The following is a 13,178-nucleotide window of genomic DNA, read 5'->3' as shown; positions in this document are numbered from 1 at the left end:
ACCATTGGCTCTAGCGTTGTCCCGTCGAGACGACGCCGCGTTGATGGAGATCGTGCACCTCCTCGGCCGCGAAACCAAGCTCGCGCAGGATCGTCTCGGTGCTCTCGCCGATGGCCTGCGGCTGCTGGCGCAGGCCGAGATCGTGCCCGCCCAGCTCGATCGGCAGGCGCGGCAGCTTGACGTGGCGTCCCTTGCCGAGATCGGTGTCGAGCATGCGCCCACCGGCATTGAGTTGCGGATCGTCCTGCAGATCCTCGGGCCGCCCGAGCGGTGCGAAGGGCAGGCTGCCTGCCTCGCAGAAGGCGACCATCTGGTCGAGCGTGTGGCGGGCGACGATCTCGGAGATGATGGGCACGAGCTTGGGCCGCCCGAGGATGCGGTCCTCGTTGCTGGCCAGCGTCGCATCGGCCAGCAGATCGGGGCGGTCGAACAGCCGGCAGAACTGCGCCCAGTGCTTGTCGCTAGTGATGCCGAGGAAGAACAGGCGGTCGTCGGACGTCTTGAAGGTCTCGTAGATCGCCCAGGCGCCCTGGCGCTCGGGCATCGGCGGCACGGTCCGGCCGGTTACCGCCCCGCCCGCCATGTGCTGGGCCATCAGGAAGGCCGCCGATTCGAACAGGGCGGAACGCACCTCCTGCCCGCGGCCCGTGCGGTTGCGCTCCTGCAGCGCCGCCAGGATGCCGACGACGCCGAACACGCCGCCCATGATGTCGCAGATCGAGGTGCCGGCGCGCAGCGGGCGGCCGGACGGTCCGGTCATGTAGGCGAGGCCGCTCATGTACTGCACGATCTCGTCGAGCGCCGGCCGCTTCTCGTACGGGCCGCTCAGGAAGCCCTTGAGCGCGCAATAGACCAGGCGCGGATAATCCTTCGCGAGATCGGCATAGCCGAGGCCCAGCCGTTCCATGGTGCCCGAGGCGAAGTTCTCGAGCACGACATCCGACTGGGAAAGCAGCCGATGGATGATCTTCTTCCCCTCCTCCGACTTGATGTCGATCGCGAGGCTCCGCTTGTTGCGGTTGAAGGTGCCGAAGAAGCCGGCCGCGAAGCCCGCCAGGCGTCGCGTGCGGTCGCCCTCGACCGGCTCGACCTTGATGACTTCCGCGCCGAGATCGGCCAGCACGAGGCCGCAGGACGGTCCCATGACCACATGGCAGAACTCGAGCACGCGAATGCCCTGCAGCGGCAGCGCGCGATTTTCCTCCGGCGCCGTTCCGCCCGCCGTGCCCTGCTCTTCCATGACTCTCTCCTCGCAACGCCCTCGTTTCGGCCGGCAACCTTCCAGCGCGGCCGCGCGGCCGCAACTGGGAATCCATGCCTGTCCCGCTAGCCGCCGTATTGCAGCAATGTCTCGCCGTTCTTCTTGAGCCAGGCCTGTGGCCCCTCGATGGGCCCGTCGCACAAGACGCGCGCCAGCGCCCAGAAGCGCGCACTGTGATTCAGGTGGACCAGATGGGCCGCCTCGTGGGCCACCAGATAGTCGAGCACTTCGGGCGGCGCGAACACCAGCCGCCAGGAGAAGGAAAGCGAGGCGTCGGGCCCGCAGCTTCCCCAGCGCGAACGCGTGTCGCGCACCGAGATGCGCTTCACCGGCCGCTCGGCGCGGGCGGCCTTGGCATGGACCCGCGGCACCAGCTCCTTCTTCAGCTCGCCGACCAGCCAGTCCTTCACCCGGCGCGACAGGTGCTCGGGCCGACCCGCGACATGGATCTCGTTGCCCTCGCGCCAGACCGTGCCGCGGGCGTCCGGCCGGTGACGCAGGCGATGCGGCACGCCGAACAGCGGGATTTCCGCGCCGTCGACGAAGGGAATTCGTGCCGGCAGGCGCTCGAGGCGCGCGGCGATCCAGCCGGCCTGCGTTTCGGCGAAGCCCACAGCCGTGCCGCGCGCCATGCGCAGCGGCGCCGTCAGCACGATCCTCCGGTTGGCCGGATCGACGCGCAGCGAGGCGCGACGGGCGCGGGCGTTGCGCACGAAGGTGACGGAAAGCGTGTCGCCGGCATGAGCAATGGTCAGTTGCTCGGGCTCCGGCGTCGCTTTAGGCAGGAAACGGCTGAACCAGGAGGAAGACGACATGTCCGAAGAACAGGCTCACAAGACGCTCAGCGATGCAGGACGAAAGGTCCTCTCGGAGGTTCTGGGCGAATCCTATCTCGCCAAGCGCGACGCGACCAACAACGATTTCTGGGGTCCGGTCCGCGCCTTCTCCGAGGAATTCGCCTACGCCTCGCTGTGGACGCGCGACGGGCTCGACCGCAAGCAGCGCAGCATGATCACCATCGCCATGCTCTGCGCGCTGAACCGCCCGCACGAGCTCAAGATTCACCTGGTGGGCGCGCTGAACAACGGCTGCACCAAGACCGAGCTACGCGAGATCTTCACCCACGCCATCGCCTATTGCGGCTTCCCGGCCGCCATCGATGCGCTGCGCGTCGCCGAGGAAGTGCTGAAGGAACAGGGGAAGTTCTGACATGAGTCTCGACATCGAGCGGATTCGCGCCGAGACGCCGGGCTGCGCCCACGTCCTGCATCTCAACGCGGCCGGTTCGTCGCTGCCCAGCCGCCGCACGCTGGACGCGACCCTCGACCATCTGCGGCTCGAGGCCGAGATCGGCGGCTACGAGGCGGCCGACCGGGCGCGCCCCGTGCTCGACGGCTTCTATCCGTCGATCGCCACGCTGATCGGTGCCGAGCCCGGCGAGATCGCCTATGTCGAGAACGCCACGCGCGCCTGGGACCTCGCCTTCTACTCGCTCGACTTCAAGCCGGGCGACCGCATCCTGACCTGCGTCAGCGAATATTCGTCGAACTACATCTCCTACCTGCAGGTGGCGAAGAAGACCGGCGCCGAGATCGTGGTCGTGCCCGACGACAAACACGGCCAGATCGATCTCGCGGCCCTCGAACGCGCCATCGACAAGCGCACGAAGCTGGTCTCGATCTCGCACATCCCGACCCAGGGCGGGCTGGTCCAGCCGGCCGAGGCGGTCGGCAAGATCGTGAACGATGCCGGCATCCTCTACCTGCTCGATGCCTGCCAGTCGGTCGGCATGATGCCGATCGACGTGAAGAAGATCGGCTGCGATTTCCTGTCGGCCACGGGGCGCAAATACATGCGCGGGCCGCGCGGCACGGGCTTCCTCTACGCCCGCACGCGCAGCACCTCGCACATCGAGCCGATCTTCCTCGACAATCACGCCGCCCGCTGGACCGGCGACAACGACTACACGGTGATGGGCGACGCCAAGCGCTTCGAGAACTGGGAGCGCTACTTCGCGGGCGTCATCGGCCTAAAGGTCGCCGCCGACCAGGCGAACGAGCTCGGCATGCCGGCCATCTGGGCGCGGCTGCGCCACCTGGCCGATGGCCTGCGCGAGCGGCTGAAGACGGTGCCGGGCGTGACCCTGGCCGATCTCGGCGTCACCAAGGGCGCCATCGTCACCTTCGCCGTCGCCGGCAAGGAGCATGGGACGCTGAAGCAGCAGCTTCGTGACCAGGGGATCAACGTCTCGGTCTCGACGCAGTTCTCGTCCCGCCTCGATCTCAAGGGACGCGGCCTCAAGGACGTCATGCGCGCCTCGGTGCACATCTACAACACCGACGAGGAACTCGACCGCTTCGTGGCGGCCTTGCGACCGCTCGCGGCCGGCTAGGCAACGGCATGCCGATCATCGCGCCGTCGGCATCGTGGCTGCTGGTCGTCGCGGAGACCGGCTCGATCCGGCGCGCGGCGACGCGGCTCAACCTTTCGCCGTCGGCGGTGAACCGGCAGATCCTGAACCTCGAGGCCGAGTACGGCGCGGCGCTGTTCGAGCGCCTGCCGCGCGGCATGCGGCTCACGCCCGCCGGCCAGATGGTGGTGGCGGAAGTCCAGCGCTGGCAGCACGACCATGCGCAGCTCGTGCAGCATATCGGCCAGCTGCGCAGCATGGTGCGGGGGCACGCGTCGCTCGGCCTCATGGAGAGCTTCTCGCGCACCGTCGTGTCGCGATTGATGAGCCACATGCGCGAACGCCAGTCGCTGGTCTCGCTCGAGGTGCTGATGGGCGGCACGGCCGAGATCGTCGACCGGCTGGTCGCGGGAAAGCTCGACCTCGCCATCTGTTACGCCGTACCCAAGATGCCGGAGATCCGCGTGCTGGCCTCGATCCAGCCCAGCTCGGGAATCGTCGTGGCGCGGGATCATCCGCTGGCCGGCCGCAAGTCGATCCGGCTGGCCGAGTGCGCCAACTACAGTTTCGTCTTTCCCGATGCCTCGCTCACCTCACGGCGCATCCTCGAAACCGCGCTGGAGCGCGCCAAGGTGCATTTCGCCGGCGTGGTCACGACCAACTCCGTCGAGGTGATGAAGATGCTGGTGCGCGAGCATCGCCAGATCGCGCTGCTCAGCCTGCCCGACATCGGGGCGGACTTCGCCGACCGCGACCTCGTGCACATCCCGCTGGCAGACCGCCAGGTCCGCGGCTCGCACCTGTCGCTGATCACCCCGCGGCACGCCAAGCCCTCCCCGGTCGCTGCCATGCTGGCGGAATTCCTGAAGGAAGAATTGCAGGGCCTGCCGGCGCGCCGCGCCTGGACCGGCAGCCTGCGGGAAGTCGGCGCCACAAAGACGGGACGCAGCCGGTCCTAAGAGATCGCCGGCCGACCGTACGAAAAAACCGCACACTCCGTCCCGAATCTAGCGCTTTTCAGCGTCGCGGGGCGGCCTTCATGCTGCAGCGCCGAACGGGACGGCGTGCGTGGCATGACGCGTGCACCACCGGCTTCCGAATCGAGGAACCACTGCATGACCCATTTTCGCTCCTGGTCGCTGGCCGCACTGGCCGCTTCCACCTTTCTGGCCGCCTTGCCCGCACAGGCGCAGACGGCCGCCACGACCCTCAAGGTCGCGCCCGAGACGCTGAGCCGCGTCCTCGACCCGCATTTCACCACGTCGTTCACGACGCGCGACCTGGGCTACCTGATCTACGACACGCTGTTTGCGGTCGACGACACGTTCGAGCCCAAGCCGCAGATGGTCGAGCGCTACACGATCAGCCCCGACAAGCTCACCTACACCTTCGTGCTGCGACCGGGCCTGAAGTGGCACGACGGCCAGCCGGTCACCGCGGCGGACTGCGTCGCCTCGATCCAGCGCTGGGCCTCGCGCGACAGCATGGGCCAGACGCTGGCCAGGTTCACCGCCTCGCTGGAAGCTTCCGACGCCAACACCATCAAGCTGGTGCTGAAGGAGCCCTACGGGCTGGTGCTCGACAGCCTGGCCAAGATCGGCGCGCCCGTGCCCTTCATGATGCCGGAGCGCATCGCCAAGACCCCCGGCAGCGAGCAGGTGAAGGAGATCGTCGGCTCCGGTCCCTACAAGTTCCGCGCCGACCTGCATGAGCCCGGGGTCAAGATCGTCCTCGACAAGTTCGCCGACTACAAGCCGCGCAGCGAGCCGCCCAACTGGGCGTCGGGCGCCAAGATCGCGAAGATGGACCGGGTCGAGATGCTGGGCATGCCGGACGCGCAGACCCAGGTCAGCGCCCTCACGCGCGGCGAGGTCGACTATCTCGAACGCGTTCCCGCCGACCTGCTGCCGCTGTTCGACGCGAAGTCCGGCGCCAAGGCCGAGGTCGTGAGCAAGTACGGCTTCCAGGCGATCATGCGCATGAACCACCTGCAGCCGCCGTTCGACAACGTGAAGGTGCGCCAAGCCATCGCCCGCGCCGTCGACCGGTCGATGTATGCCGCCGTCGTGGCGGGCGATCCGAAATTCGCCACCGACTGTGCCGCGGTCTTCGGCTGCGGCATGCCCTACGAGAGCAAGGCCGGCATTCCCTCCTTCGACATCGCCGCCGCCAAGGCGATGCTGAAGGAAGCCAACGTCGATATGTCGAAGCCGCTGGTGATGCTGCATGTCGCCAACGCGCCGGGCATCGCCGCACTGGGCAACGTCACGCGCCAGGTGCTGGTCGATCTCGGCTTCAAGGTCGACATGGTGTCGATGGACTTCCAGACCTTCGCCACGCGGCGGCTCAATACGGGCCCGGTCGACAAGGGCGGCTGGAATCTCGCCCACACGACGAACTCGGTGCCCGACCAGGGCAATCCGCTCAGCAACCCGTTCCTCGTCGCGTCGGGCCCGCCGGCCTCCGCCTGGGGTTGGCCGAAGGACGAGAAGATCGAGGAGCTGCGGCTGAAGTTCGCCACCGCGCCCGACGAGGCGGCACGCAAGACGATCGCCACCGAGATCCAGGTCCGCGCCTACGAGCAGGTTCTCTATCTGCCGCTGGCCCAGTTCACGACCCCGTCGGCCTGGCGCAACAACCTCGAAGGCGTGCTGAAGTCGCCGGTCATGCTGCTCTACAACATCGAGAAGAAGTGAGGATCGCCCCCATGGCGAAAGCGGTTGCCGACGACTACCTGCGGCGCATTCCCAAGGCCGAGCTGCATTGCCATCTCGCCGGCACGCTGCGCGCCACGACCGTGGCCGAGCTTGCGAAGACGTACGGCCTGCCATTGCCGCGGCCGGCCGAGCAGCTCTACCAATGGCCCAACTTCGACGGGTTCCTCGAGATCCTGCGTCTCACCGCCTCGGTGCTGCGCACGCCGGAGGATTTCAGCCGCGCGATCTACGAATATTGCGAGGATGCCGCGCGCGACGGCAACCTGCGGCACGTCGAGTTCTTCTTCAATCCCGACTATTTCTATCCCAACGGCATCGACTATCCCTCGATGGTGGCCGGCATGGCCAACGGCATCGAGCGCGTCGGCCACGACTTCGGCATCTCCGCCCGGCTGATCTGCTGCATCGACCGCTCGATCAATTCGCCCGCCCAGGCCGTCGAGATCGTGGAGACGGCGCTCGCCCATCGCCACGAGCTGGTGATCGGGATCGGCCTGGACGGCAACGAGAGCGTCGGTCCGCCCGCCATCTTCGCCGAGGCCTATGCGCTGGCCCGCAAGGGCGGGCTGCGCTGCACCGCCCATTGCTGCGAGGATTATCTCACGCCGCTCGAGGCGCCGCCGACCAACTACCTGATCTGCCGCGACGTGCTGCGCTGCGACCGCATCGATCACGGCTACAACATGCTGGCGTCGGACTTCGTGATGGCCGAGGCACGCAAGGACGGGCTCTATTTCACGCCCTGCGCCTGGACCAGCCTTCTGCACAATCGACCGCACCGGCCGCAGCGCATCCGTCGCATGGTCGAGGCCGGCTTGAATGTCACCATCAACACCGACGATCCAGCGATGTTCGGCACCAATCTCGGGCATGGCTTCACCACCCTGTTCGAGACGATCGGCTGGGGCCCCGACAAGGCCCGGCTGTTCAGCCTGAACTCGGTCGAGGCCTCGTGGCTGGACGAGAGCGACAAGGCGCGGATGCGGATCGACTTCCGCCGCCAGATCGCCGCGCTGGACCAGGAATTCGGCTACGAAAGCGCCGCCAAGCCGGTCTAGCCCGGGGGCATCGAACCACCTCTTCCGCTGGTCTTGATCCGAGATGGCCATAGAATGCCCCTCGGATCGGGAACGGGGCTCTCGCCTATGAGGTAAAGGTCCCTCACTCCGTTCAGGATGACACCGTTTGGTTGATCGGCGCATTGCGCAAATCCCAACGAAATTGTCATCCCGAACGGAGTGAAGGGCTCTTACCTTCCTGGAGGGCCAACGACACCGGCCGTTCGCGGCGATATGCGATTGCCCGAGAATCGAGAGAGGGAGGCTGCCATGCCCGTGTTCTTCGTTTGCGCCGGGCTGTTGGGCCTGCTGGCGGTCGCGCTGGCCGTGAATGTCGGCCTGATGCGGGGCCGCAAGCGGATCAACCTGGGGGACGGCGGCGATGCCGAGATGCAGGCCGCGGTGCGGGCGCACGGCAACCTGGTGGAGTTCGCGCCGCTCACCCTGCTGATGATCTACATGGCGAGCGACTTCTACGGCTTCGGCCTCGTGGCCGCCCTGTCGGTGGTGCTGCTGGTGGCCCGCCTGCTGCATGCCGGCGGCATGCTGGGCCTGATCCCCAAGGGCCGGCTGCTGGGAACCCTCGGGTCGACGGCAGTTCTGGGCATCGCCTCGATCCTGCTCGCGATCGCCGGCCTCGGCCTCAAGCAATACTGATCGGCAGGGCATTGGCCGTTATGCAAAGACCGGCAACCGCGGGGCCGCTTCGAGCGTACTATCCCATCGCCCTCGCTCAGCCATGCCGAACATGATCACCACGCTCTGGCGGATCGCCTACGAGGCCGGCTACGGCTACTTCGCGAACCGGCTCTCGACCTCGGCCGCGGCCATGGCGTTCTACACGATGTTCGCGCTGGGCCCGATCATGATCTTCACCATCGCCATCGCCGAACCGTTCGTCGGCCGGTTCATGGCGCAGGAGACGATCTTCGATGCGCTGGGCACCGTCGTGGCGCAGGACCAGTTGCGTACCATCCGCCGCTTCGCCTCCGAGGACCTTTTCCGCGGCGGCGGCATTGCCGCCCTCGCCGGCGCCGCCGTGCTGCTCTACACCGGCACCCGCGTCTTCGTGGAACTGGACGACGGCATCGACGCGATCTGGCGGGACAACAGGAGCCCGACGGTCCATCCGGTCCTGGCCAGCCTGAAGTCGCGACTGCTCGCCGTGCTGCTGATGATCGTGCTGGGTGTCGTGCTGATCGTCGTGATCCTGGCGAGCGTGCTGATCTCGGCCTATGCCGGCGTGCTCGAGCGCTTCCCCATCCTCGGCGTCTGGATCGGCCCGGCGATCTCGACCTCCGTGCATTACGGCCTGCTCTCGGGCTTCTTCACGCTGATCTACAAATGGCTGCCGACGGGCCGCGTCCCCTGGCGCTACGCGCTGATCGGCGGGCTGGTGAACGCGCTGCTCTTCGCGGTCGGCAACCGCGCACTGGTGTTCTATTTCGAGGTGACCCAGCTCACCTCGGCGTTCGGCGCCACGGCGGGTTTCGCCGCCATCATGGTCTGGATGTACTGGACCTCGCTCACCATCCTGATCGGCGCCCAGGTCGGCCGCGCCACGCGCGACGTGCTGATCGACAATCGGTCGCGCGAGATGGTCGAGGGGGATCTTTAAGAAACGGTGCGCAAGGGGAGCCGTGCGGGCTCTCGGCGCTTCGCTTCGCTGCAGCGCCTGCCGCCCGCCAGCGCGTGTGAACGCGCTAGAACATCGTCGCGAGCACCCGGTCCGGCGGCTTGTGGCCGTCGGCGAAGGTCTTGATGTTGATCAGGACCTTCTCGCCCATCTCGATGCGGCCCTCGAGCGTGGCCGAGCCCATGTGCGGCAGCAGCACGACGCGATCGAGTTCGAGCAGCTTCGAGTTCACCTGCGGCTCGTTCTCGTAGACGTCGAGGCCGGCGCTGGCCATCTCGCCCGCCTTCAGCATGCGCACCATGGCGTTCTCGTCGATCACCTCGCCACGCGCGGTGTTCACGAGGATCGACGTCGGCTTCATCAGCTTGAGACGCCGCGCCGAGAGGAGGTGGAAGGTCGCGGGCGTGTGCGGGCAGTTCACGGACACGATGTCCATGCGTGCCAGCATCTGGTCGAGGCTCTCCCAATAGGTCGCCTCGAGCTCGCGCTCGATCTCGCCATGGACGCGCTTGCGATTGTGATAGTGGATGGCAAGGCCGAAGCCGCGCGCGCGACGCGCCAGCGCCTGGCCGATGCGGCCCATGCCGACGATGCCCAGGCGCTTGCCCTGCAGGCGGGCGCCCAGCATCGAGGTCGGGCTCCAGCCGGACCACTTGCCGCTGCGCACCAGCCGCTCGCCCTCGCCGACGCGCCGCGCCGTGGCCAGGACCAGCGCCATCGCCATGTCGGCGGTGTCTTCGGTCAGCACGCCGGGCGTGTTGGTGACGGTGATGCCGCGCTGGCGGGCCGTGTCGAGATCGATGTGGTCGACGCCGGTGCCGAACGAGGCGATCAGCTTCAGCTTCGGGCCCGCCTGCGAGAGTACGCGGGCGTCGATCCGGTCGGTGACGGTCGGCACCAGCACGTCCGCCGCTTTCACGGCCTCGACGAGCTGCGGGCCGGTCAACGGCTTGTCGTCGGCGTTCAGTCGCGTATCGAACAGTTCCATGAGACGCGTCTCGATCGCGTCGGGAAGCTTTCGGGTGACGATCACCAGCGGCTTTATCTTGGGGGTGGACGGCATGTGCGAAATGGGACCGGCGCTGGCTCGAGACAGTGACTGAGCCGGATTACCAAGTCCGCGCGCGTTTTGTCCAGCAAACGCCCCCGCCTATTTATAAACCAGAAAGTCGCGCCATTTCAGGACCTTGTCGCTGGATTTGAAGAAATCGGGTATATAGGCGGCGATGGGAATTCGATCGTCCGTCCTGCTTTGCGGCTTCTTCGTGGCTTTGGCGGCATTTTCCCTGCCCCAGGCTGGCGGCAACGCAGCCCTGGCCGCCCCCGACAAACCGACCTCCACCCAGCGCAAGGGGTCCGGCCTCCCGATCCCTCGTTTCGCGTCCCTTCGCTCCGACGAGGTGAACGTCCGCACCGGACCGGGCGCGCGCTATCCCGTGGACTGGGTGTTCAAGCGCAAGGCCATGCCCGTGGAAATCGTCGCGGAATACGAGAACTGGCGCAAAATCCGCGATTGGCAGGGCGCCAGCGGCTGGGTTCATCAAAGCCTGCTCACCGGCAAGCGCAGCTTCATCATCGCCGCAAAAACCGCAAGTCTCCACAAGACGCCGGCGGCCTCGGCCGAGGTCCTGGCCAAGCTCGAACCGGAAGTCCTGGGCGAGATTCGCTCGTGCGCCGGGGACTGGTGCCGGGTCAAGGTTTCCGGAGTCAACGGCTGGATCGAACGGAGCGACATGTGGGGCGTCTACAAATCCGAGCCCATCAACTAGCGGCCCGTCCAGCCGCCCCGTAGAACGGGGTCACCGTGACCCACGACGTCAGTCTCACCTACTCCCGATTCGAGCGCATGCCGCCCACCGCCGTGGCGCTGGCGGTGCTTCTGCACGTCGGTGTGGGACTGGCGCTGTTCTGGGTTTCGCCGCTGCGTCCCGTGGATCCGTTCGAAGACGCCATCGAGGTCTCGATGGAGGCACCTGAGACACCGCCGGCGGTCGCCGAGAAGCCACCCGAACCCGTGGCAGAGCCCGCAGCGCCTACCCCGCCGCCGCCGCCGCCAGCGCCCGTCGCCAACGCGCCCACACCGGCCCCCCAGCCCAAGGCGCCCCCTGTGCGTCTGGGCCTCCCGCCGCCGCCCACGGAGCGCAGCGCCGATCCCCGCGCCGTCGCCGGTGTCGAGAAGCCGACGCCGCGCGCCACCGACATGCCGACGCCCGACAAGGTGCAGGAAGCCGGCCCCAAGGAGGAGCAGAAGCCGCAGGAGTCGAAGCCACAGGAGTCGAAGCAGGAGGAGCCGAAGCAGGAAGCCGCGAAGGAGGAGCCCAAACCGCAGCCGGCCGAGCCGCCGCCCCAGCAGCAGGCGCTCGCCCAGCCGCAGCAGCCGCCGCCGCCTCCGCAACAGCAGACCCTCGCCAAGCCGGAGCCGCCGGCCCCGCCGCCGCCCTCGCTCGAGCAGATGTTGCCGCCGCTCGACGCGCCACCGCCTCCCGTGACCGAACGGGACATACCGAAGCCGCTGCCGGCACCCCCGCCGCCCAAGCCGCAGCAGGCCGCGCGTCCGGCGCCGCCTCCACCGCCGCCGCCCCCGGCTGCTCGTCCGCCGACGGCGCCGGCGGCCCCGCAGCAGCCCCGTCCGTCACCCCTCGCCCAGCCGCGATCGGAGTCGCAGCCCGCACCGGCGTTTCGCAACCCTGCCGACAATTACGGCGAGAAGCGTGCGCAGGAGCAGTATCTCTGGCAGGTCATGCGGCGGATCGCGCAGTTTCCCTACGTTCCAAAGGGCACCAGCATCATCCGCGAGGAAGGCACGGTGCTGACGCGAGTGACGATCTCGCGCCAGGGACAATTGCTGAACGTGGTCATGGAGAAATCGAGCGGCCTTCCCTCGCTCGATGCCGGTGTGATGGACACGATCCGGCGCGCCAGCCCCTATCCGCCTCTGCCCGCGGACATCCAGGGCGACCGCCACACGTTCCTGCTGCCGGTCAGCTTCAGGTACACCGAGCAGCGATAGCGGCTTCGGGCCGGCCGACGATCCGGCTGGCCGAGGATGGCATGCGGACGTAGAACTTGGCGGCCGTGACACACGACAGTCTCATCCGGTCGCAATCCGGGCGCATGTCGCCGGCCGCGCTTGCCCTGGCGGTGGGCCTGCATGTGCTCGCCGCCGCGGCGCTGTGGTGGGCCGCGCCCTTGCGCCCGTTCGACCATGCCGAAACGCCGATCATGGTCTCGGTCGAGCCCGAGCCCCTGTCGGGCGGCAACACGGCCGCCCCCGGCCCTGCCGTGACAGAAACCACACCGGCCGAGTCCGTTCAGTCCGAAGCGAAACGGGCCGATGCAGCCCCGGTCGCCGCCCCGCCGCCGCCTGAACCGGTCCAGGAGGCCGCCCTGGCGCCCGCCCGGCCCGCGCCTGTCCAGCGGCCGCCGGAGCCGCCGCCTCGCGAGGTGACGGCGCCGGCCCCCATTGCAACGACCGCTGTCCCGACGCCCCCGCCCGAGAATGCCGAGCCCCTGCCCACGCAGCCCCCTCCCCGCGAGCAGGCGGTCGCGGAGCCGACGCCGACGCCTCCCACCGAAGCGGAGGCGGAGACCGCCTGGCAGACCGATGCCTCTTCGTGGAAACCACAGGTGACCCTGGAACAGCCGAGGCCGCCCCCGCCCCGGCCGGCTCGACAGGCCACGCGTCCCCCGAGCACGCCCCGCACCGCCCAGACGCCGGGTGCGCGGCTACAGGACTATCCGCCGCAGACCTCGAGCCTCGGCGGACCCTCGACCAGTTCCGTCGACCAGGCGCTGGGCGATGGCGGCGCGCGCAACGACTATCTGTCGCGCGTCTACCGCCACGTCGATCCCTATCGCGACTATCCCGCCGCCGCCCGCGCCGCGCGCCAGCATGGCCGCGTCGTCACGCGGGTCACGATCAGCCGTGCCGGCGAGCTTCTCGACATCCGGCTCGACCGGTCGAGCGGCTGGCCGCTGATCGACAATGCCGAAATGGCGGCGATCCGGCGCGCCATGCCCCTGCCGCCGGTACCGGACGGCATGCGGGGCGATCCGGTCGTGCTGGTCCTGCCGATGAACTACTGAGGACTTGCGC

Annotated in this window: 14 protein-coding genes; 10 read left to right on the top strand and 4 right to left on the bottom strand. The window is 68.1% G+C overall.

Annotated features, from left to right (window positions below; translation table 11 throughout):
• Window positions 1–10 precede the first annotated feature (10 nt).
• Together ACP15H_RS25315 and ACP15H_RS25310 are read right to left on the bottom strand one after the other, a co-directional pair.
• Window positions 11–1,240, bottom strand: a complete 1,230-nt coding sequence (locus tag ACP15H_RS25315) for a CaiB/BaiF CoA transferase family protein (RefSeq protein ID WP_425068899.1) — start codon at window positions 1,238–1,240, stop codon at window positions 11–13.
• A gap of 86 nt (window positions 1,241–1,326) precedes the next feature.
• Window positions 1,327–2,076: a M48 family metallopeptidase gene (locus tag ACP15H_RS25310; RefSeq protein ID WP_425068898.1), complete on the bottom strand. Its 750-nt coding sequence runs from the start codon at window positions 2,074–2,076 to the stop codon at window positions 1,327–1,329.
• Here ACP15H_RS25310 and ACP15H_RS25305 point away from each other — a divergent pair.
• From ACP15H_RS25305 to ACP15H_RS25275, 7 genes are all read left to right on the top strand, one after another.
• A complete protein-coding gene (locus tag ACP15H_RS25305; protein ID WP_425068897.1) occupies window positions 2,075–2,470 on the top strand; it encodes a carboxymuconolactone decarboxylase family protein in 396 nt (131 codons plus the stop codon). The genes ACP15H_RS25310 and ACP15H_RS25305 overlap by 2 nt on opposite strands.
• Before the next feature lies 1 nt (window position 2,471).
• On the top strand, window positions 2,472–3,653 hold the full coding sequence (locus tag ACP15H_RS25300; protein WP_425068896.1) for an aminotransferase class V-fold PLP-dependent enzyme: 1,182 nt from the start codon (window positions 2,472–2,474) through the stop codon (window positions 3,651–3,653).
• Window positions 3,654–3,661: 8 nt separating this feature from the next.
• Window positions 3,662–4,630 carry a LysR family transcriptional regulator gene (locus ACP15H_RS25295; RefSeq protein WP_425068895.1) on the top strand — a complete coding sequence of 323 codons (969 nt, stop codon included), beginning with the start codon at window positions 3,662–3,664 and terminating at the stop codon, window positions 4,628–4,630.
• Window positions 4,631–4,786: 156 nt separating this feature from the next.
• A complete protein-coding gene (locus tag ACP15H_RS25290) occupies window positions 4,787–6,367 on the top strand; it encodes an ABC transporter substrate-binding protein (RefSeq protein WP_425068894.1) in 1,581 nt (526 codons plus the stop codon).
• An 11-nt stretch (window positions 6,368–6,378) separates the two neighbouring features.
• On the top strand, window positions 6,379–7,446 hold the full coding sequence (gene add / locus ACP15H_RS25285) for an adenosine deaminase (RefSeq protein WP_425068893.1): 1,068 nt from the start codon (window positions 6,379–6,381) through the stop codon (window positions 7,444–7,446).
• A 270-nt stretch (window positions 7,447–7,716) separates the two neighbouring features.
• Window positions 7,717–8,103 carry an MAPEG family protein gene (locus ACP15H_RS25280; RefSeq protein WP_425068892.1) on the top strand — a complete coding sequence of 129 codons (387 nt, stop codon included), beginning with the start codon at window positions 7,717–7,719 and terminating at the stop codon, window positions 8,101–8,103.
• A gap of 82 nt (window positions 8,104–8,185) precedes the next feature.
• Entirely contained in the window at window positions 8,186–9,064 is an 879-nt protein-coding gene (locus ACP15H_RS25275; RefSeq protein WP_425068891.1) for a YihY/virulence factor BrkB family protein, read from the top strand.
• Window positions 9,065–9,149: 85 nt separating this feature from the next.
• Here ACP15H_RS25275 and ACP15H_RS25270 read toward each other — a convergent pair whose 3' ends face one another.
• Both ACP15H_RS25270 and ACP15H_RS25265 read right to left on the bottom strand, forming a co-directional pair.
• Window positions 9,150–10,145 carry a 2-hydroxyacid dehydrogenase gene (locus ACP15H_RS25270; RefSeq protein ID WP_425068890.1) on the bottom strand — a complete coding sequence of 332 codons (996 nt, stop codon included), beginning with the start codon at window positions 10,143–10,145 and terminating at the stop codon, window positions 9,150–9,152.
• Between the two features lie 87 nt (window positions 10,146–10,232).
• The gene (locus tag ACP15H_RS25265) at window positions 10,233–10,433 is read right to left on the bottom strand and encodes a hypothetical protein (RefSeq protein ID WP_425068889.1); all 201 of its coding nucleotides are present in this window, start codon (window positions 10,431–10,433) and stop codon (window positions 10,233–10,235) included.
• Window positions 10,434–10,482: 49 nt separating this feature from the next.
• Between ACP15H_RS25265 and ACP15H_RS25260 the strand changes: the two genes are divergently transcribed.
• The 3 genes from ACP15H_RS25260 to ACP15H_RS25250 all read left to right on the top strand — a co-directional run bounded on the left by ACP15H_RS25260 (window position 10,483) and on the right by ACP15H_RS25250 (window position 13,168).
• The gene (locus tag ACP15H_RS25260) at window positions 10,483–10,851 is read left to right on the top strand and encodes an SH3 domain-containing protein (RefSeq protein ID WP_425068888.1); all 369 of its coding nucleotides are present in this window, start codon (window positions 10,483–10,485) and stop codon (window positions 10,849–10,851) included.
• 35 nt (window positions 10,852–10,886) lie between these two features.
• On the top strand, window positions 10,887–12,092 hold the full coding sequence (locus tag ACP15H_RS25255; protein ID WP_425068887.1) for a TonB family protein: 1,206 nt from the start codon (window positions 10,887–10,889) through the stop codon (window positions 12,090–12,092).
• A gap of 65 nt (window positions 12,093–12,157) precedes the next feature.
• A complete protein-coding gene (locus ACP15H_RS25250; protein ID WP_425068886.1) occupies window positions 12,158–13,168 on the top strand; it encodes a TonB family protein in 1,011 nt (336 codons plus the stop codon).
• Window positions 13,169–13,178 lie beyond the last annotated feature (10 nt).

The sequence above is a fragment of the Reyranella sp. genome, assembly GCF_965249915.1.
GTDB lineage: Bacteria > Pseudomonadota > Alphaproteobacteria > Reyranellales > Reyranellaceae > Reyranella.
Note: the sequence above shows the minus strand (reverse complement) of the source record. Positions and strands in the feature narration are given on the sequence as shown.